16 protein-coding genes are annotated in these 18,174 nt (G+C 62.0%); 7 read left to right on the top strand and 9 right to left on the bottom strand.

Annotated features, from left to right (window positions below; all coding sequences use genetic code 11):
• Nucleotides 1–169: 169 nt before the first annotated feature.
• Together ACIPL0_RS25925 and ACIPL0_RS25920 are read left to right on the top strand one after the other, a co-directional pair.
• Entirely contained in the window at nucleotides 170–2,812 is a 2,643-nt protein-coding gene (locus tag ACIPL0_RS25925) for an MGH1-like glycoside hydrolase domain-containing protein (RefSeq protein WP_400600809.1), read from the top strand.
• 47 nt (nucleotides 2,813–2,859) lie between these two features.
• Nucleotides 2,860–4,065 (top strand): MFS transporter, encoded by a 1,206-nt coding sequence (locus ACIPL0_RS25920; RefSeq protein ID WP_400600810.1) that lies wholly within the window; start codon nucleotides 2,860–2,862, stop codon nucleotides 4,063–4,065.
• A gap of 168 nt (nucleotides 4,066–4,233) precedes the next feature.
• Here the strand turns inward: ACIPL0_RS25920 and ACIPL0_RS25915 are convergent, their stop codons facing one another.
• The 4 genes from ACIPL0_RS25915 to glyQ are packed head-to-tail and all read right to left on the bottom strand — an operon-like array spanning nucleotide 4,234 to nucleotide 8,625.
• Complete coding sequence (locus ACIPL0_RS25915; protein ID WP_400600812.1) at nucleotides 4,234–5,004, bottom strand: lysophospholipid acyltransferase family protein; 771 nt, start codon at nucleotides 5,002–5,004, stop codon at nucleotides 4,234–4,236.
• A 54-nt stretch (nucleotides 5,005–5,058) separates the two neighbouring features.
• Nucleotides 5,059–5,610, bottom strand: coding sequence for a D-glycero-beta-D-manno-heptose 1,7-bisphosphate 7-phosphatase (gmhB, locus tag ACIPL0_RS25910; protein WP_400600814.1), 552 nt, complete (start codon nucleotides 5,608–5,610; stop codon nucleotides 5,059–5,061).
• A gap of 16 nt (nucleotides 5,611–5,626) precedes the next feature.
• Nucleotides 5,627–7,681 (bottom strand): glycine--tRNA ligase subunit beta, encoded by a 2,055-nt coding sequence (glyS, locus tag ACIPL0_RS25905; protein WP_400600815.1) that lies wholly within the window; start codon nucleotides 7,679–7,681, stop codon nucleotides 5,627–5,629.
• Nucleotides 7,678–8,625: a glycine--tRNA ligase subunit alpha gene (gene glyQ / locus ACIPL0_RS25900; protein ID WP_166593916.1), complete on the bottom strand. Its 948-nt coding sequence runs from the start codon at nucleotides 8,623–8,625 to the stop codon at nucleotides 7,678–7,680. The genes glyS and glyQ overlap by 4 nt, the downstream gene beginning before the upstream one ends.
• A gap of 82 nt (nucleotides 8,626–8,707) precedes the next feature.
• On the opposite strand from glyQ, the gene ACIPL0_RS25895 reads away from it, so the two are divergent.
• Together ACIPL0_RS25895 and ACIPL0_RS25890 are read left to right on the top strand one after the other, a co-directional pair.
• Nucleotides 8,708–9,259 (top strand): DNA-3-methyladenine glycosylase I, encoded by a 552-nt coding sequence (locus ACIPL0_RS25895; RefSeq protein ID WP_400600817.1) that lies wholly within the window; start codon nucleotides 8,708–8,710, stop codon nucleotides 9,257–9,259.
• 163 nt (nucleotides 9,260–9,422) lie between these two features.
• A complete protein-coding gene (locus ACIPL0_RS25890; protein WP_400600819.1) occupies nucleotides 9,423–10,310 on the top strand; it encodes a lysophospholipid acyltransferase in 888 nt (295 codons plus the stop codon).
• Nucleotides 10,311–10,466: 156 nt separating this feature from the next.
• Here ACIPL0_RS25890 and ACIPL0_RS25885 read toward each other — a convergent pair whose 3' ends face one another.
• The 5 genes from ACIPL0_RS25885 to def all read right to left on the bottom strand — a co-directional run bounded on the left by ACIPL0_RS25885 (nucleotide 10,467) and on the right by def (nucleotide 15,145).
• Entirely contained in the window at nucleotides 10,467–10,760 is a 294-nt protein-coding gene (locus ACIPL0_RS25885; RefSeq protein WP_400600995.1) for a tetratricopeptide repeat protein, read from the bottom strand.
• 33 nt (nucleotides 10,761–10,793) lie between these two features.
• Nucleotides 10,794–12,167, bottom strand: coding sequence for a Trk system potassium transporter TrkA (gene trkA, locus ACIPL0_RS25880; protein ID WP_400600821.1), 1,374 nt, complete (start codon nucleotides 12,165–12,167; stop codon nucleotides 10,794–10,796).
• Between the two features lie 135 nt (nucleotides 12,168–12,302).
• Nucleotides 12,303–13,625: a 16S rRNA (cytosine(967)-C(5))-methyltransferase RsmB gene (rsmB, locus tag ACIPL0_RS25875; protein WP_400600823.1), complete on the bottom strand. Its 1,323-nt coding sequence runs from the start codon at nucleotides 13,623–13,625 to the stop codon at nucleotides 12,303–12,305.
• On the bottom strand, nucleotides 13,622–14,581 hold the full coding sequence (gene fmt, locus ACIPL0_RS25870; RefSeq protein ID WP_400600824.1) for a methionyl-tRNA formyltransferase: 960 nt from the start codon (nucleotides 14,579–14,581) through the stop codon (nucleotides 13,622–13,624). The genes rsmB and fmt overlap by 4 nt, the downstream gene beginning before the upstream one ends.
• 57 nt (nucleotides 14,582–14,638) lie before the next feature.
• The gene (def, locus tag ACIPL0_RS25865) at nucleotides 14,639–15,145 is read right to left on the bottom strand and encodes a peptide deformylase (protein WP_400600826.1); all 507 of its coding nucleotides are present in this window, start codon (nucleotides 15,143–15,145) and stop codon (nucleotides 14,639–14,641) included.
• Nucleotides 15,146–15,289: 144 nt separating this feature from the next.
• Here def and ACIPL0_RS25860 point away from each other — a divergent pair, with 144 nt between their 5' ends.
• The 3 genes from ACIPL0_RS25860 (at nucleotide 15,290) to ACIPL0_RS25850 (ending at nucleotide 18,149) form a co-directional block, all read left to right on the top strand.
• Nucleotides 15,290–16,315 carry a LysM peptidoglycan-binding domain-containing protein gene (locus ACIPL0_RS25860; protein ID WP_400600828.1) on the top strand — a complete coding sequence of 342 codons (1,026 nt, stop codon included), beginning with the start codon at nucleotides 15,290–15,292 and terminating at the stop codon, nucleotides 16,313–16,315.
• 124 nt (nucleotides 16,316–16,439) lie between these two features.
• Nucleotides 16,440–17,552, top strand: coding sequence for a DNA-processing protein DprA (gene dprA / locus ACIPL0_RS25855; RefSeq protein WP_400600830.1), 1,113 nt, complete (start codon nucleotides 16,440–16,442; stop codon nucleotides 17,550–17,552).
• 39 nt (nucleotides 17,553–17,591) lie between these two features.
• The gene (locus tag ACIPL0_RS25850; RefSeq protein WP_400600832.1) at nucleotides 17,592–18,149 is read left to right on the top strand and encodes an L-threonylcarbamoyladenylate synthase; all 558 of its coding nucleotides are present in this window, start codon (nucleotides 17,592–17,594) and stop codon (nucleotides 18,147–18,149) included.
• The last annotated feature ends 25 nt before the right edge of the window (nucleotides 18,150–18,174 follow it).

The raw sequence follows: 18,174 nt of genomic DNA, 5'->3' as shown, positions 1-18,174 counted from the left end.
GTTTCGACGCTGAAACGATTGCACCGGGTTTGGCACCCGTCTAATTGCCATCGGTAATCGGCCTGTGAATAACTTGATTGCCAATAATTTGACCGAAGGTGCCTGTCGATAGATTTTGGCAAAGAGCACCGCTTCTCCTGTTCATTCTTCTCATCGCCTGGATCTGAACATGCCTGAAGACGTTGACCGCAACACGCCGCTGCAGACCGTCGAAGGCCTGCGCCTGCAAGGCAGCGACCGCGCGCAGTGGCGTGAATGGGGCCCCTATATCAGTGATCGCCAGTGGGGCACGGTGCGCGAGGATTACAGCGCCGATGGTGATGCGTGGAATTACTTTCCTCATGACCACGCCCGCAGCCGTGCTTACCGCTGGGGCGAAGATGGCCTCGCCGGGTTTTCCGACAAGGCTCAGCATTGGTGTCTGGGGTTGGCGCTGTGGAATGGTCGCGATCCGATCCTCAAGGAACGGTTGTTCGGTCTGAACAACGCCGAGGGTAATCACGGCGAAGACGTGAAGGAGCTGTACTTTCATGTCGACGGCCTGCCGAGCCATGCTTACATGCGCATGCTCTACAAATATCCACACGCCGCTTTTCCCTACGCCGACCTGGTCGCGGAAAACGCCCGCCGTGGTTTGAATGATCCCGAGTACGAAGTGCTCGACACCGGCGTGTTCAACGACAACCACTATTTCGATGTGAGCATCGAATACGCCAAGCACACCCCGGACGACATCTTCATGCGGGTGACGGTGATCAACCGTTCCGAGTGCAGCGCCAGCCTGCATGTGTTGCCACAGCTGTGGGCGCGAGATATCTGGAGTCCGTCTCCATCGATCGAGCGCCCTGCCCTGCTGCTGGAACAGGATCGCGTGCTGGCACGTCATCCGCTGCAAGCTGAACGTCAGGCGACAGCCTGGGGACAACTGCCGTGTGAATGGCTGTTCTGCGAGAACGCCAGCAACACGCCGAAGCTGTTCGGCAAGCCGGGTATCGGTCCGTACAAGGACGGCATCAACGACTGGCTGCTGACGGGTAACCTCGATGCCATTCGCCGCGATGCCGGCACCAAAGTCGCCGCGCACTTTTTCATGACCCTGGAAGGCGGCGCTTCGCAGACGGTGTACCTGCGCTTCGCGCCGGCCGGTTCGCCTCACGTCAACGCGCGTGCGTTGTTCGAGCAGCGCTGCGAAGAAGCCGATGACTATTACCGGGCGCTGCAGCACGGAATAAAAGACGCCGATGCGCGCAACGTCCAGCGCCAGGCACTGGCCGGGTTGCTGTGGTCCAAGCAACTTTATGACTTCGACGTGAAGACCTGGCTCAATGGCGATCCCGGCATGCCGCCGCCTCCCGCCGGGCGCGCGCATATCCGCAACAATCAGTGGCGGCACCTGTGCAACTTCGACATCGTCTCGATGCCGGACAAATGGGAGTACCCGTGGTACGCGTCCTGGGACCTGGCGTTTCAGGCGGTGGCGTTTGCCCTGATCGATATCGACTTCGCCAAGGACCAGCTGCTGCTGTTGGTCAAAGACCGTTTCATGCACCCCAACGGACAGTTGCCGGCTTATGAATGGCGCTTCGACGATGCCAATCCGCCGGTGCATGCCTGGGCGTCGTGGCGGGTCTATCAGATGGAAAAAGCCCAGACTGGCCAAGGTGACGCGGTTTTCCTGGAGCGGGTTTTCCACAAGCTCTTGCTGAATTTTTCATGGTGGGTGAACCGCAAGGATGCCGACGGCCGCAACATCTTCCAGGGCGGCTTCCTTGGCCTCGACAACATAGGTCTGTTCGACCGCTCGGCCGCCCTCTCCCCCGGCTACCGACTCGATCAGGCCGACGGCACGGCGTGGGTCGCCGGCTATGCGCTGGACCTGATGCGTATCGCTCTGGAGCTGGCGCAGCACAACGAGGTGTATGTCGACATCGCGGTGAAGTTCTTCGAGCACTTCCTTTATATTGCCGGCGCCATCAACGAAGTCGACAACGATGAAGTGGAAGGCTTGTGGAATGACCACGACGGTTTTTTCTACGACGTACTGCACCGCCCCGATGGCCTGCGCGAATCAGTGCGGCTCAGGTCGTTTGTCGGGCTGATCCCGTTATTCGCGGTGCGGGTCCTGGAGCAGCGAGAGCACGAAGGGCTCAAGGGCTTGCGCGAACGCCTGTTGGGCTTTCTGCATCACCGTCCGGACCTAGCGGCGCTGATCTCGCGCTGGACCGAACCGGGCAAAGGCAATCGCCTGTTGCTGGCGCTGTTGCGCGGCCAACGGACCAAAGACCTGATCAAGCGCATGCTCGACGAAAGCGAGTTTCTCTCCGACTTCGGCGTACGTTCGCTGTCGCGCTTTTACGGTGATCAGCCGTTCAGCATGCAGGTCGACGGTCATTGTCTGTCGGCGGATTACGAGCCGGCGGAATCGAGTTCACGGCTGTTCGGCGGCAACTCCAACTGGCGCGGGCCGGTGTGGATGCCGCTGAACTACATGCTGATCGAATCGCTGCGCGAGTTTCACCGCTACTACGGGGAAAACTTTTCCGTGGAATACCCCAGCGGCTCCGGTTACCTGGCTTCGCTGGAACAGGTCGCCGATGGCCTGAGCGAGCGCATCACCCGATTGTTTCTGCGTAACGAAGAAGGCTGCCGCCCTTCCATGGCCGGTTATCCACAACTGGAAATCGACCCGCAAAGCCGCGATCTTGTGCTGTTCCACGAATACTTTCACGGCGAGAATGGCCGCGGTCTGGGGGCTTCCCATCAGACCGGCTGGAGCGCGCTGGTGGCTCTGCTGCTGCAACCGAACGCGTAAGCTGCCCGGCCGATCCATCGGCCACCGCACCGAGGAGTTGTACCCGGATGTCGTTGTACAAATACAAGAGAGTGCTGGCGATACCACGGGTGTTGCCAGCGACCCTGTTCACCTTCGTTGCCGGCCTGCCGCTGACGATCATGAGCCTGACCCTCAGCCTGCATGTACTGAACGAGATGAGGCGTGGCTATTTTGAAGCCGGTCTGGTCGGTACCGCCCTCGCCTTGGGGTTTGCCGTCGGCTCGCCACTGCTGGGCCGGATGATCGACCGCCATGGCTTGCGTCCGGTCGTCGTGGTCAGCGGTGGTTTATCCACAATCGCCTGGGGCCTGTTGCCGCTGGTGGACTACCCGCTGTATCTCACCCTCGCCTTCCTGGCAGGTATTTTCACCGTGCCGACGGGCTCACTGGCGCGGCAATTCGTGGCCAGTCTGGTGCCGGAAGATCAGCGGCGCCCTGCTTATTCATTGAATGTGATGCTGATGGAGCTGTCCTTCGTGATCGGCCCGTCGGTAGGCATTCTGATCATCACCACCTGGTCGGCGACGGCTGCGCTGATCGGTATCGGCATCTGGCGCGCGGCTTCCTATGCGTTGCTCTGGCGGCTGAACTGGCCGACCCGCAGTGCTGAAGAGATGCGCAAGGAGCCCAGCGCGGTACGCCTGAAAATGCGCGACTGGATGAGCCGACGCCTGCTCTCGGTATTACTGGTCAGTGCGGGCGGCATCTTTGTGCTGATGGGCACCGAGCTGGCGCTGATCTCGGTCATGCGCGCCAACGGTGATCTGGCCTATACCGGCTATGTCATCGCGGCGATGTCGGTGGCATCCATTACCGGCGGCTTTATCCACGGTGCCGTTCATCGGTCATGGTCGCAGATGCGCCTTGCCCTGAGCATGGCGTTGTTGCTGGTGCCGGTGGCGCTGGTCAGTGGGCCGTGGTGGTGGCTGCTGCTGGCGTTGCTGCCGACCAACCTGCTGTGTACGCCGACCCTGGCGTCGAGTTCGGAAGCGGTCTCGAAACTTGCTCCGCCTTCAGTACGCGGTGAGGTCATGGGGCTGCATGATTCGGCCAATCGTCTCGGTCAGACGCTGTCTACGCCGGTGGTGGGGCTGGCAATCGACACCTTTACCCCGGCGTCCGGATTCGTCGCGGCAGCGCTGGGAGGGCTGGTGTTGTTCGGGATGGCGGCGCTTTGCAATCTGTGGATATCCACGTCGGCAAAGCAGGATCTGGAGGGGGATCGATCTTGAGCCGCGGGTGGCTCAAGACCGCTGTTCTGCGACTGAAAAAACGCTGTTCAGAAAAAACTTATGCACGTTTTCCGCTTGTTAATGAGCTTCCGAAATAAGTAATTAAATTAATAACTTACGGTGATTTGTCGAAAGCTTCACAGAATCCGTGCACAGGTTATCCACAATTCATGCGGGTGATTTTTCCGGGCTCGGCATCGGGATCGCCGGTGAGCCCAGCGCCTTCTGGGTTTCTTCGTTCCAGGCCGCTACGCGGTCGTTCAAGGCGGCAATGGCGCGAGGGCCTGTGCCTTCGGCATACATTGGCGCGCCGATCACCACGTCGATAGTGCCCGGCGTCTTGCCCCAGCCGTTTTTCGGCCAGAACTTGCCAGCGTTGTGGGCAACCGGCAGCACCGGCAATTCCGCATTCACCGCCATGGCCGAGCCGCTGCGGGAGAACTTGCCAATCTGGCCGTAAGGCACGCGGGTGCCTTCCGGGAAGATCAGTACCCAGACCTTGTCCTTGAGCAACTCGTCACCCTTGCTGGCGACAATCTTCAGCGCCGCTTTGGGGTTGTTACGGTCGATGGCGATCGGCCGCAGCATGGCCATGGCCCAGCCGAAAAACGGCACGTACAGCAACTCACGCTTGAGCACCTGGCTCAGTGGCTGGAAATGCGCCGAGAGAAAGAACGTCTCCCAGGTGCTCTGGTGGTTGGACACGATCACGCAGGGCGTGGCCGGCACATTTTCCTGGCCGGTGACGCGCACCTGAATATTCAGAATCGTCTTTGTCAGCCACACCGCGCAACGGCACCAGTACACGTTGATGAAGCGGTAGCGCACCGGAAATGGCATGAACGGCGCGACGAAGAAACTCAGCGAACACCACAACAAGGCCGTGGTGCCCAACAGCAGGTAAAAGATGAAGATCCTGATGGCCTGCACTATCGACATAACTGCCTTTACCGTACGGGCATTGCCCGGATTGAGCGTGCCGCTGGCGACCGGTCAGCCGTCCAGCGAAGCGCTGTTGTGGATAAGTTCTGCGGCAACCGCCGCCAGATCGTCAAAAATCAACGTGCCTGCGGGCAGTGGGTTGCTCCGCGTTTTCTGACCTTTGCCGGTCATGACCAGCACTGGCTGACAGTCGACGGCCACCGCCGCTTCCAGGTCACCCTTGCTGTCACCGACGAACCATACGCCGCGCAGATCCGCGGCGTAATGGCTGGCAATGGTCCTGAGCATGCCCGGCTTCGGCTTGCGGCAGTCGCAGCCGGCGTCCGGGCCATGCGGGCAGTACACAATCAGACCGACCTCGCCGCCCTGCTCCGCCACCAATGCGCGCAAACGAGCGTGCATGGCGTCCAGGGTGGCCAGATCGTAATAACCGCGAGCAATGCCCGACTGGTTGGTGGCGACTGCCACCGTCCAGCCGGCCTTGCTCAATTGCGCGATCGCCTCGATCGAGCCGGGAATCGGAATCCATTCCTGTACCGACTTGATGTAAGCATCGGAGTCTTCGTTGATCACTCCGTCCCGATCGAGAATCAGCAGCTTCAAATCATCTACTCCGGCATCAACCCAGCAGGGAAATGTCGGCAACGCCGAGGAACAGGTTACGCAGACGCGCCAGCAGCGCGTAACGGTTGGCCCGTACGCTGGCGTCTTCGGCGTTGACCATCACCGCTTCGAAGAACGCATCCACCGGCTCACGCAGTGCAGCCAGACGCGCCAGCGACTCGCTGTACTGACGGTTGGCAGCCATCGGCGTCACCGCCTGATCAGCCTGCTGGATCGCCGAGTACAGGGAGAACTCGTTGGCGTTGTCGAAATACTTCGGCTCCACGGTCTGGGCGATGTTGCCTTCGGCCTTGCTCAGCAGGTTCGACACGCGCTTGTTGACGGCGGCCAGTGCAGCGGCCTCCGGCAGTTTGCGGAATGCCTGAACCGCCTGCACACGCTGGTCGAAGTCCAGTGCCGAAGCCGGTTGCAGGGCACGCACCGACAGGTAGACAGAGGCGTCGACGCCTTCGTCTTCATAGCGCGCACGCAGACGGTCGAAGATGAACTCCAGCACCTGGTCGGCCAGACCGGCTGCCTTGACCTTGGCTCCGAACTGGGTGACAGCGAACTGCACGGTCTTGATCAGGTCGAGGTCGAGCTTCTTCTCGATCAGGATGCGCAGGATGCCCAGCGCTGCACGACGCAGTGCATAGGGGTCTTTGCTGCCGGTTGGCAGCATGCCGATACCGAAGATACCGACCAGGGTATCGAGCTTGTCGGCGATGGCGACAGCGGCACCGGTCAGGGTGCCAGGCAGTTCGGCGCCCGCACCACGCGGCATGTACTGCTCGTTCAGCGCCAGCGCGACGTCTTCTGGCTCACCGTCGGCGATGGCGTAGTAGTAACCGGCAACACCCTGCATTTCCGGGAATTCGCCGACCATCTCGGTGGCCAGGTCGCACTTGGACAGCAGACCGGCACGACCGGCGCGCTGAGCGTCGCCGCCGATGCGCGGGGCAATGAACGCGGCCAGTTTCGACACGCGCTCGGCCTTGTCGAACACGGTGCCCAGTTGAGCCTGGAACACCACGTTCTGCAGACGCTGGTTGAAGGTTTCCAGCTTCTGCTTCTTGTCCTGCTTGAAGAAGAACTCGGCGTCGGTCAGGCGCGGGCGCACGACTTTCTCGTTACCCAGCACGATCTGCGACGGATCCTTGCTCTCGACGTTGGCGACGGTGATGAAGCGCGGCAGCAGCTTGCCGTTGGCGTCCAGCAGGCAGAAGTATTTCTGGTTGTCCTGCATGGTGGTGATCAGGGCTTCCTGCGGCACTTCAAGGAAACGTTCCTCGAACGAGCACACCAGCGGCACCGGCCACTCGACCAGCGCGGTCACTTCGTCGAGCAGCGCCGGCGGCACGATGGCCGTACCTTCGTGTTGGGTCGCCAGTTCGTCGACGCGCTTGCTGATCAGCTGACGACGCTCGGCGAAGTTCGCCAGCACCTTGGCTTCACGCAGATCGCTGACGTAGCTGGCCGGCGAGGAGATGCGCACGTTTTCCGGGTGATGGAAACGGTGGCCACGGGATTCACGGCCGGCGCGCTGGGCGAGGATGGTGCAGTCGATCACTTGATCGCCGAACAGCATCACCAGCCACTGGGTCGGACGCACGAACTCTTCCTTGCGCGCGCCCCAGCGCATGCGCTTCGGAATCGGCAGGTCGTTGAGCGAATCCTCGACGATGGTCGGCAGCAGGCTGGTGGTTGGCTTGCCGGCAATGTTCTGGCTGTAACGCAGCTTCGGGCCGCTCTGATCGATTTCGCTCAGATCGACGCCGCATTTCTTGGCGAAGCCCAGGGCCGCCTGAGTCGGATTGCCGTCGGCGTCGAAGGCGGCCTGACGTGGCGGGCCATCGAGGTTGACGCTGCGGTCCGGCTGCTGGGTAGCCAGTTCGGAGATCAGCACGGCCAGACGACGCGGTGCGGCGTAGACCTGCTTGGCGCTGTAGGTCAGACCGGCAGCCTGCAGGCCTTTTTCGATGCCAGCCAGAAAGGCTTCGGCCAGGGTGTTCAGGGCTTTTGGCGGCAGTTCTTCGGTGCCCAGTTCAACCAGAAAATCTTGAGCACTCATTGTGCAGCCTCCAGCTTAGCCAACACTTCATCGCGAATATCAGGTGCGGCCATCGGGAAGCCAAGCTTGGCCCGGGCCATCAGGTACGCCTGCGCCACGGAACGCGCCAGGGTGCGCACGCGCAGGATGTATTGCTGACGCGCGGTCACGGAAATGGCGCGACGGGCGTCCAGCAGGTTGAACGTGTGGGAAGCCTTGAGGACCATCTCGTAGCTCGGCAGTGGCAGCTCGGCTTCGATCAGGCGCATGGCTTCGCTTTCGTAGAAATCGAACAGCTCGAACAGCTTGTCGACGTTGGCGTGTTCGAAGTTGTAGGTCGATTGCTCCACTTCGTTCTGGTGGAACACGTCGCCGTAGGTCACCTTGCCGAACGGGCCGTCGGTCCAGACCAGGTCGTAGACCGAGTCCACGCCCTGCAAGTACATCGCCAGACGCTCCAGGCCGTAGGTGATTTCACCGGTGACCGGGTAGCACTCGATGCCGCCTACTTGCTGGAAGTAGGTGAACTGCGAGACTTCCATGCCGTTGAGCCAGATTTCCCAGCCCAGGCCCCAGGCGCCCAGGGTCGGCGATTCCCAGTTGTCTTCGACGAAACGCACGTCGTGGACCAGCGGGTCGAGGCCGACATGCTTCAGCGAGCCCAGGTACAGTTCCTGGAAATTGTCCGGGTTTGGCTTCAGAACCACCTGGAACTGGTAGTAGTGCTGCAGACGGTTCGGGTTTTCGCCATAACGGCCATCGGTAGGACGACGGCTCGGTTGTACGTAGGCGGCGTTCCAGGTTTCCGGGCCTACGGCGCGCAGAAACGTGGCGGTGTGGAAAGTGCCGGCGCCCACTTCCATATCGTAGGGCTGAAGTACCACACAACCTTGCTCGGCCCAGTATTGCTGGAGGGCGAGGATCAAGTCTTGGAAGGTACGCACGGCTGGCGTAGGCTGGCTCACGAAATTCACCTGTACTGGGGGGCTGCGATTTAAAGAGCGGGAGTATACCCGATTCGGCAGCGCCTCCACCCTTGGGAGCCCTATGCCACGCTGCTTTTGGTGCAACGAAGATCCGCTTTACATGGACTACCACGATCAGGAGTGGGGCGTGCCGTTGCGCGACGCGCAGAAGCTGTTCGAGTTTCTTCTGCTCGAAGGGTTCCAGGCCGGCCTGTCGTGGATCACGATTCTCAAGAAGCGCCAGCGCTACCGCGAAGTGATGTTCGATTTCGACGTGCGCCGTGTCGCCGCCATGACCGATGCCGAGATAGAGGCGCTGATGCTGGAACCCGGCATCGTGCGTAACCGCCTCAAGCTCAACGCCGCACGCAAGAACGCCCAGGCCTGGTTGAAGCTGGAAGACCCGGTCGGCTTCGTCTGGTCGTTCGTCGGTGGTCAGCCGAAGATCAACCACTTCAAGGACCGCAGTGAAGTCCCGGCGATCACGCCGGAGGCCGAAGCCATGAGCAAGGCCTTGAAGAAGGCCGGGTTCACCTTCGTCGGCCCGACCATCTGCTACGCCTACATGCAGGCCACCGGCATGGTCATGGACCACACCACCGATTGCGATCGGTATGGGCAGCTGGCGGGGTGATCACGACGCACGACTGTAGGAGCCGGCTTGCTGGCGAAAGCGGTGTGTCAGCCGGCACATGTGTCACTGACATACCGCATTCGCCAGAAAGCCGGCTCCCACAGGTCCGCGTTGGTTACGGGGAATGGTTACAATGCACGCCTCATGCATTCAGGAGTGATCTGTGGATAAGTTCAAAGGCGCCATGATGGTCGGGGCGTTGCGTTTGTTTGCCCTGCTGCCGTGGCGGGCCGTGCAATGGGTGGGCGCCGGCATCGGCTGGTTGATGTGGAAACTGCCGAACCGGTCCCGTGAAGTGGCGCGGATCAACCTGTCCAAGTGCTTCCCGGAACTGAGCCCGAGCGAGCTTGAGGCGCTGGTCGGCCGCAGCCTGATGGACATCGGCAAGACCCTGACCGAAAGCGCCTGCGCGTGGATCTGGCCGGCGCAGAAGTCCATCGGTCTGGTGCGCGAAGTCGAAGGCCTGCAGATCCTCAAGGACGCGCTGGCCTCGGGCAAGGGCGTGGTCGGCATCACCAGCCACCTGGGTAACTGGGAAGTACTCAACCATTTCTACTGCAGCCAGTGCAAACCGATCATTTTCTACCGTCCGCCCAAACTTAAGGCGGTGGATGAACTGCTGCGCAAACAGCGCGTGCAGTTGGGCAACCGCGTGGCGGCGTCGACCAAGGAAGGCATCCTCAGTGTCATCAAGGAAGTACGCAAAGGTGGTCAGGTCGGCATTCCGGCAGACCCGGAGCCGGCGGAATCGGCCGGTATCTTCGTACCGTTCTGCGGCACCACGGCGCTGACCAGCAAATTCGTGCCGAACATGCTGGCCGGCGGCAAGGCGGTAGGTGTGTTCCTTCACGCCATGCGCCTGGAGGACGGTTCGGGTTACAAGGTAGTGCTGGAAGCGGCGCCGGAAGACATGTACAGCACCGACACCGAAACCTCGGCGGCTGCCATGAGCAGGGTGGTGGAAAAATACGTGCGGGCCTACCCGAGCCAGTACATGTGGACCATGAAGCGCTTCAAGAAACGGCCTGAAGGCGAGACGCGCTGGTATTGATCTTCAGGACATGTGCTGAACCTGTGGGAGCGAATTCATTCGCGAGAGGCCGGTGCAGGCGATACATATTCGTTGCCTGTCACATCGCATCGCGAATGAATTCGCTCCAACAGTGATCCGGGGCGCTCTCGAATTCGTCGAACGCTTCCGGTCGCGTTACTCGGCCTTGCGATCCAGCTTCTTCAGAAACACCGTCATTTCCTTCTCCGCCTGCTTGTCGCCATGGGCCACGGCCGCCTGAATCCCCTGCTCCCACGCCGCCCGCGCCTGTGCCGCATCCCCGGCTGCCAGCCACGCCTTGCCCAGCAGCTTCCACGCGGCTGAATACTTCGGGTCGAATTCGACGCAGCGCTGAAAGTGTTCGATGGCCCTGACGTGGTCGCCGGCATCCAGATAACCCTTGCCCAGACCGAAGCGCAGCAGGGCGTTGTCCATGCCCTTGGCGAGCATCTTTTCCAGTGATTCGAGCACGCCGATCCTCCTTTAGAAAAAGCTGAGCCCCACCTGAAACAGGCGCTCCACGTCGCGGATATGTTTTTTATCCACAAGGAACATGATCACGTGGTCGCCGGATTCGATCACCGTGCTGTCGTGAGCGATCAGCACCTGATCGTCACGAGTGATGGCGCCGATGGTCGCGCCCGGCGGCAGATTGATGTGCATGATCGCCTTGCCGATGACCTTGCTGGAACGGGCATCGCCGTGGGCGACGATTTCGATGGCTTCCGCCGCGCCCCGCCGCAGCGAATGCACGCTGACGATATCGCCACGGCGCACGTGGGCCAGCAGCGTGCCGATGGTTGCCAGCTGCGGGCTGACCGCGATATCGATCTCGCCGCCCTGGACCAGATCCACGTAGGCCGGGTTGTTGATGATGGTCATGACCTTTTTCGCGCCAAGGCGCTTGGCCAGCAGCGACGACATGATGTTGGCCTCGTCGTCGTTGGTCAGCGCCAGAAACAGGTCGGCGTTGTCGATGTTCTCTTCCATCAACAGATCGCGGTCCGATGCACTGCCCTGCAGGATCACCGTGCTGTCGAGGTTGTCGGACAGATACCGGCAGCGTGCCGGATTCATCTCGACGATCTTCACCTGATAGCGGCTTTCGATGGCCTCGGCCAGACGCTCGCCAATCTGCCCGCCACCGGCGATGACGATGCGTTTGTAGCTCTCGTCGAGGCGACGCATTTCGCCCATCACCGCACGAATGTCGGCCTTGGCGGCGATGAAGAACACTTCGTCGTCGGCTTCGATGGTGGTGTCGCCTTGCGGAATGATCGGCCGGTCACGGCGGAAAATCGCGGCCACCCGGGTATCGACATTCGGCATGTGGGTGCGCAGCTGGCGCAGCTGCTGGCCCACCAGCGGCCCACCGTAGTAGGCGCGCACCGCCACCAGTTGCACCTTGCCTTCGGCGAAGTCGATCACCTGCAGGGCGCTGGGATATTCGATCAGGCGCTTGAGGTAGTTGGTCACCACCTGTTCGGGGCTGATCAGCACGTCCACCGGAATCGCGTCGTTGTCGAACAGACCGGCGCGGGTCAGGTAGGCCGACTCGCGCACGCGGGCGATCTTGGTCGGGGTGTGGAACAGGGTGTAGGCGACCTGACAGGCGATCATGTTGGTTTCGTCGCTGCTGGTGACGGCGACCAGCATGTCGGCATCGTCGGCACCGGCTTGGCGCAGCACCGTCGGAAATGAGCCGCGACCCTGCACCGTGCGGATGTCCAGCCGGTCACCCAGCGCACGCAGGCGGTCCGGGTCGGTGTCGACCACGGTGATGTCGTTGGCTTCGCTGGCCAGATGCTCGGCCAGCGTACCGCCCACCTGCCCTGCGCCGAGAATGATGATCTTCAATCAGTCTCTCCTTGAAAATTTCCGCACCACCAATGCCTGTAGGAGTGAGCTTGCTCGCGATAGCGTCGTGTCAGACAAATGATCTGTCACTGATATATAGCAATCGCGAGCAAGCTCACTCCTACAGGGTCGATGTCAGGACTGTGCAGCGATCTTGATCAGTTTGGCGTAGTAAAACCCGTCATGGCCGCCTTCCTGCGCCAGAAGCTGCCGGCCATGGGGCTGTTTGATGCCCGGTGGCGGGTTGCCTTGCTGGCCGGCGATGTCGAGCTCGCGAGCGCCCGGCGTGCGGGCGAGGAACGCTTCGATCACGTCGGTGTTTTCAGTCGGCAGCGTCGAGCAAGTGGCGTACAGCAGAATCCCGCCGACCTGCAGCGTCGGCCACAGCGCGTCGAGCAGTTCGCCCTGCAACGTCGCCAGGGCCGGAATGTCGTCAGCCTGACGGGTCAGCTTGATGTCCGGGTGACGACGGATCACCCCGGTGGCCGAGCACGGTGCGTCGAGCAGAATGCGCTGGAACGGCTTGCCGTCCCACCACTCGCCGGTGGCGCGGGCGTCGGCAGCGATCAGTTCGGCGCTCAGGCCCAGACGATCAAGGTTCTCCTTGACCCGCACCATGCGTTTGGCTTCCAGATCCACCGCCACCACGTGCTCCAGTGCAGGCTGCACTTCCAACAGATGACAGGTCTTGCCACCCGGCGCGCAGCAGGCGTCCAGCACCCGTTGGCCCGGCGCCAGCTCCAGCAGCTCGGCAGACAGTTGCGCGGCTTCGTCCTGCACGCTGATCCAGCCTTCGGCAAAACCCGGCAGCGCGCGAACGTCGCCCGGCTCGACAAGGACGATACCGTCCTGGCTGAACGTGCTGGCACTGGCGGCGATACCGGCCTCGGTCAGCAATTGCAGATAGTGGTCACGGGTGTTGTGGCGACGGTTGACCCGCAGAATCATCGGTGGGTGGGCGTTGTTGGCGGCGCAAATCGCTTCCCAGTGTTCCGGCCACGCGGCCTTCAGCGCCTTTTGCAGCCAGCGCGGGTGCGAAGTGCGCACCACCGGGTCGTGTTCCAGCTCGGTCAGCAGCGCTTCGCCTTCCCGCTGCGCGCGGCGCAACACGGCGTTGAGCAGACCTTTGGCCCACGGCTTCTTCAATTTGTCGGCACAGCCCACGGTTTCGCCGATGGCGGCGTGGGTGGGAATGCGCGAATAGAACAGCTGATAAAGGCCGACCAACAACAGCGCCTGCACATCGGCGTCGGCTGCCTTGAATGGTTTCTGCAACAGTTTGGCCGCCAGCGCCGCCAGACGCGGCTCCCAGCGAGCCGTGCCGAATGCCAGATCCTGAGTCAGGCCGCGATCACGGTCATCGACCTTGTCCAGTTGCGCCGGCAGCGAACTGTTCAGCGATGCCTTGCCATTGAGCACGGCGGCCAGGGCCTTGGCGGCGGCCAGACGCGGGTTCATTGGGCTGGCTCTTGTTGGCCGAGCACGGTGCCGACGGCGAATTTCTCGCGGCGGCTGTTGAACAGGTCAGCGAAGCTCAGCGGTTTGCCCCCCGGCAATTGCAGGCGAGTCAGGCGCAGGGCAGCTTGTCCACAGGCGACGATCAGGCCGTCCTTGCTGGCGCCGAGAATGGTGCCCGGTTCGCCGTTGCCGTCGGCCACCTGCGCGGCCAGCACTTTCAATGCTTCGCCGTTCAGTGTGCTGTGGCAGATCGGCCACGGGTTGAAGGCGCGCACCAGACGCTCAAGCTCGTCCGCCGGGCGGGTCCAGTCGAGGCGTGCCTCGTCCTTGTTCAGCTTGTGCGCGTAGGTGGCGAGACTGTCATCCTGCACCTCGCCGACCAGCGTGGCTTCGGCCAGACCGGCGATGGCCTGCACCACGGCAGGTGGGCCCAGTTCGGCCAGGCGGTCATGCAGGGTGCCGCCGGTGTCTTCAGCGCTGATCGGCGTGCTGACCTTGAGCAACATCGGGCCGGTGTCCAGACCCGCCTCCATGCGCATCACGGTCACGCCGCTTTTCGCGTCGCCCGCCTGCACCGCGCGCTGGATCGGCGCGGCGCCGCGCCAGCGTGGCAGCAGCGAGGCATGGCTGTTGATGCAGCCCAGACGTGGGATATCCAGCACCACCTGCGGCAGGATCAGGCCGTAGGCGACCACCACCATCAGGTCCGGCTTGAGCGCGGCCAGTTCGGCCTGGGCTTCCGGCGCGCGCAGCGTCTGCGGTTGCAGCACCGGGATGTCGTGTTGCAGGGCGAGTTGCTTGACCGGGCTTGGCATCAGCTTCTGGCCACGGCCGGCGGGACGATCGGGCTGGGTGTAGACCGCGATCACCTGATAGGGGCTGGCGAGCAGGGCTTTGAGGTGTTCGGCGGCGAATTCCGGAGTGCCGGCGAAAACGATGCGCAGTGGCTCAGTCATGGGCTTCTCGTTTCAGTAAAAAAGAAAAGGCCTCCAGGAGGCCTTTTGGGTGAGGGATCAAGCGTTCTGCTTGTGCAGTTTTTCCAGCTTTTTCTTGATCCGGTCACGCTTGAGCGTAGACAGGTAGTCGACGAACAGCTTGCCGTTGAGGTGGTCGCATTCGTGCTGGATGCACACCGCGAGCAGGCCTTCGGCGATCAGTTCGTAAGGCTTGCCGTCACGGTCCAGGGCCTTGACCCGAACCTTTTGCGGGCGGTCGACGTTCTCGTAGAAGCCGGGCACCGACAGGCAGCCTTCCTGGTACTGATCCATATCGTCGGTCAGCGGTTCCAGCTCCGGGTTGATGAAAACCCGTGGCTCGCTGCGGTCTTCGGAAAGATCCATTACGACGACGCGCTTGTGTACGTTAACCTGCGTCGCCGCCAGACCGATGCCAGGCGCCTCGTACATGGTTTCAAACATGTCGTCGACCAGCTGGCGAATGCCGTCGTCTACCTCGACCACCGGTTTGGCGATGGTGCGAAGGCGCGCATCGGGAAATTCGAGAATGTTTAAAATGGCCATATACGTAAGCGCTGCACTTGTAGGGTAAAGTCAAAATCGGCTGCTAGGCTTGGGGACGTCACAAGCGGGCAACCCTTGGTAAAACCGAAGTCTCGCAAGACTCCACGTTTCACGCGAAGCCAACATGATAAAGGGATTCACCGCATGAGGAAATCACTACTCGCCCTGCTGCTGTTGGCCGCGAGCGGCCTTGTTCAGGCGCAAGTACAGCTCAAGGAAGGTCATCCACAGAGCTACACCGTCGTTTCCGGTGACACGCTCTGGGGCATTTCCGGCAAGTTTCTCGCCCAACCGTGGAAGTGGCCGCAGATCTGGCACGCCAACCCACAGATCCACGACCCGGACCTGATCTACCCTGGCGATACCCTGAACCTCATTTACGTCGACGGCCAGCCGCAGATCGTGCTCAATCGCGGTGAGTCGCGCGGCACCATCAAGCTGTCGCCGCGTATTCGCAGCACGCCGATTGCCGACGCCATTCCGACCATTCCGCTGGGTGCGATCAACGCGTTCCTGCTGAACAACCGGATCATGGACACCGCCGAACAGTTCGACGACGCGCCTTATATCGTGGCCGGCAACGGCGAGCGCGTGCTCAGCGGCGCCGGTGACCGCATCTACGCCCGAGGCAGTTTCAGCCCGGCGCACACCTCCTACGGCATCTTCCGCAAGGGCAAGACCTACTTCGACCCTGACACCGATGAACCGCTGGGCATCAACGCCGACGACATCGGCAGTGGCGAGCTGGTCGCCAATGAACGTGACGTCGGCACCTTGCAGATGCAGCGCTCGACCCAGGAAGTGCGCCTCGGCGACCGCCTGTTCGTCAGCGAAGAGCGTGCGATCAACTCCACCTTCGTGCCTAGCGAACCGACGCGGCCGGTCGACGGTGTGATCATCGACGTACCCCGTGGCGTGACCCAGATCGGCGAGTTCGACGTGGTCACGCTGGACCGTGGACGCCGTGACGGCCTGGCCGAAGGCAACGTGCTGGCGATCTACAAGAACGGCGAAACCGTGCGTGACCGCATCACCGGCGAAAACGTGAAGGTGCCGGACGAGCGCTCCGGCCTGTTGATGGTGTTCCGCACCTACGAACGCCTCAGCTACGCCATGGTTCTGCACGCCAGCCGTTCCTTGGCGGTGCAGGACAGGGTGCGCAATCCGTAATCCTATGTATCAGCTGTAAAACACTTTTTTCCACCGACCTGCTTCACTTGTCTAACTGTTGTCAACAGAGTTATCCACAGGTTTGCCCACTGCTTGCGGTGGGCATCGGGACAAGGAAGCGTTCATGCCGTTGTTCGAAACAGCCGGTCAATCGCCGGCTGAGCTGGAGGCGCGTCTGCGCCTTCACCGTCTGCCCGAGATAGGGCCCAAGCGTTTTCAGACCCTCATCAATGCCTTTGGCAGTGCCTCGGCGGCACTCAGCGCACCGGCGTCGGCGTGGCGTTCGCTGCGTCTGCCGGCGGCCAGTGCCGAAGCCCGTCGCAGCCCTGAAGTGCGCGATGGCGCCAGCGCTGCACTGGCCTGGCTTGAGCGTCCGGGCCAGCATTTACTGATGTGGGACGACCCCGACTACCCCGCGTTGCTGGCGGAAATTGCCGATCCGCCACCCCTGCTTTTCGTCGCCGGCAACCGTGATCTGCTCGACCGTCCGCAGCTGGGCATGGTCGGCAGCCGACGCGCTTCGCGACCTGCAATGGACACCGCCGCGGCGTTTGCCCGCAGCCTGGGCGGTGCCGGTTTTGTCATCACCAGCGGCCTGGCGTTGGGCATTGATGGTGCGGCGCATCAAGGCGCACTGGATGTCGGCGCGGGGACGATTGGTGTGCTCGGCACCGGAATCGAAAAACTTTATCCACAGGCACACCGCAAACTCGCGGCGACGATGCTGGCGCAAAACGGTGCGATTGTTTCCGAGTTGCCGCTGGACGCTCCGCCCACCGCCAGCAACTTTCCCAAGCGCAATCGCATCATCAGCGGCCTGTCGCTGGGCGTGCTGGTGGTGGAAGCCAGCGTCGCCAGCGGCTCGCTGATCACCGCCAGGCTGGCGGCTGAACAAGGCCGCGAAGTGTATGCAATTCCCGGCTCGATCCATCATCCCGGCGCCAAGGGGTGTCATCAGTTGATTCGTGAAGGCGCGGTGCTGGTGGAAACCGTCGACCATATCCTTGAGGCGCTGCAGGGCTGGAAGAACCTGGCGCCGCACGACGACAGCGCGCCGGCGCAACCGAAAATCGATCATCCGTTGTTGGCTTTGCTGCATGCCGCGCCACAAAGCAGCGAAGCGCTGGCGACGAACAGTGGCTGGCCGCTGCCCAAAGTGCTGGCGACGATGACCGAGCTTGAACTGGACGGCAGCGTCACCTGTGACGCCGGGCGATGGTTTGCCCGGGCGCCGTGAGGTTAAACTGCGGGCCAGCGTACATTCGGAGAACGAACGATGGTCAGCAGTTGGCGTGTGCAACAAGCCGCACGAGAGATCCGGGCCGGAGCGGTGATTGCCTATCCAACCGAAGCGGTGTGGGGACTGGGGTGTGATCCGTGGGATGCCGAGGCGGTGTTTCGCCTGCTGGCCATCAAGGCGCGTCCTGTGGAAAAGGGCCTGATCCTGATCGCCGACAACATTCGTCAGTTCGATTTTCTCTTCGAGGATTTCCCCGAGCTGTGGATCGACCGCATGTCCAGCACCTGGCCAGGGCCGAACACCTGGCTGGTGCCGCATCAGGGCCTGTTGCCCGAATGGATTACCGGCAAGCACGACACCGTGGCGTTGCGGGTCAGCGATCACCCGCAGGTGCGCGAACTGTGTGCCCTGACCGGCCCGCTGGTTTCTACGTCCGCCAATCCCGCCGGCCGCCCTGCTGCGCGCTCGCGCTTGCGGGTCGAGCAGTATTTCCACGATCAGGTCGATCTGGTACTGGGTGGCAGCCTGGGCGGACGCCGCAACCCGAGCGTGATTCGTGATCTGGTGACGGCGGAAGTGGTGCGCGCGGGCTAAGCCATTACCGTTACTGTTGCTTTTG

Source organism: Pseudomonas sp. NPDC090208 (assembly GCF_044746785.1).
Taxonomy (GTDB): Bacteria; Pseudomonadota; Gammaproteobacteria; order Pseudomonadales; family Pseudomonadaceae; genus Aquipseudomonas.
Note: the sequence above shows the minus strand (reverse complement) of the source record. Positions and strands in the feature narration are given on the sequence as shown.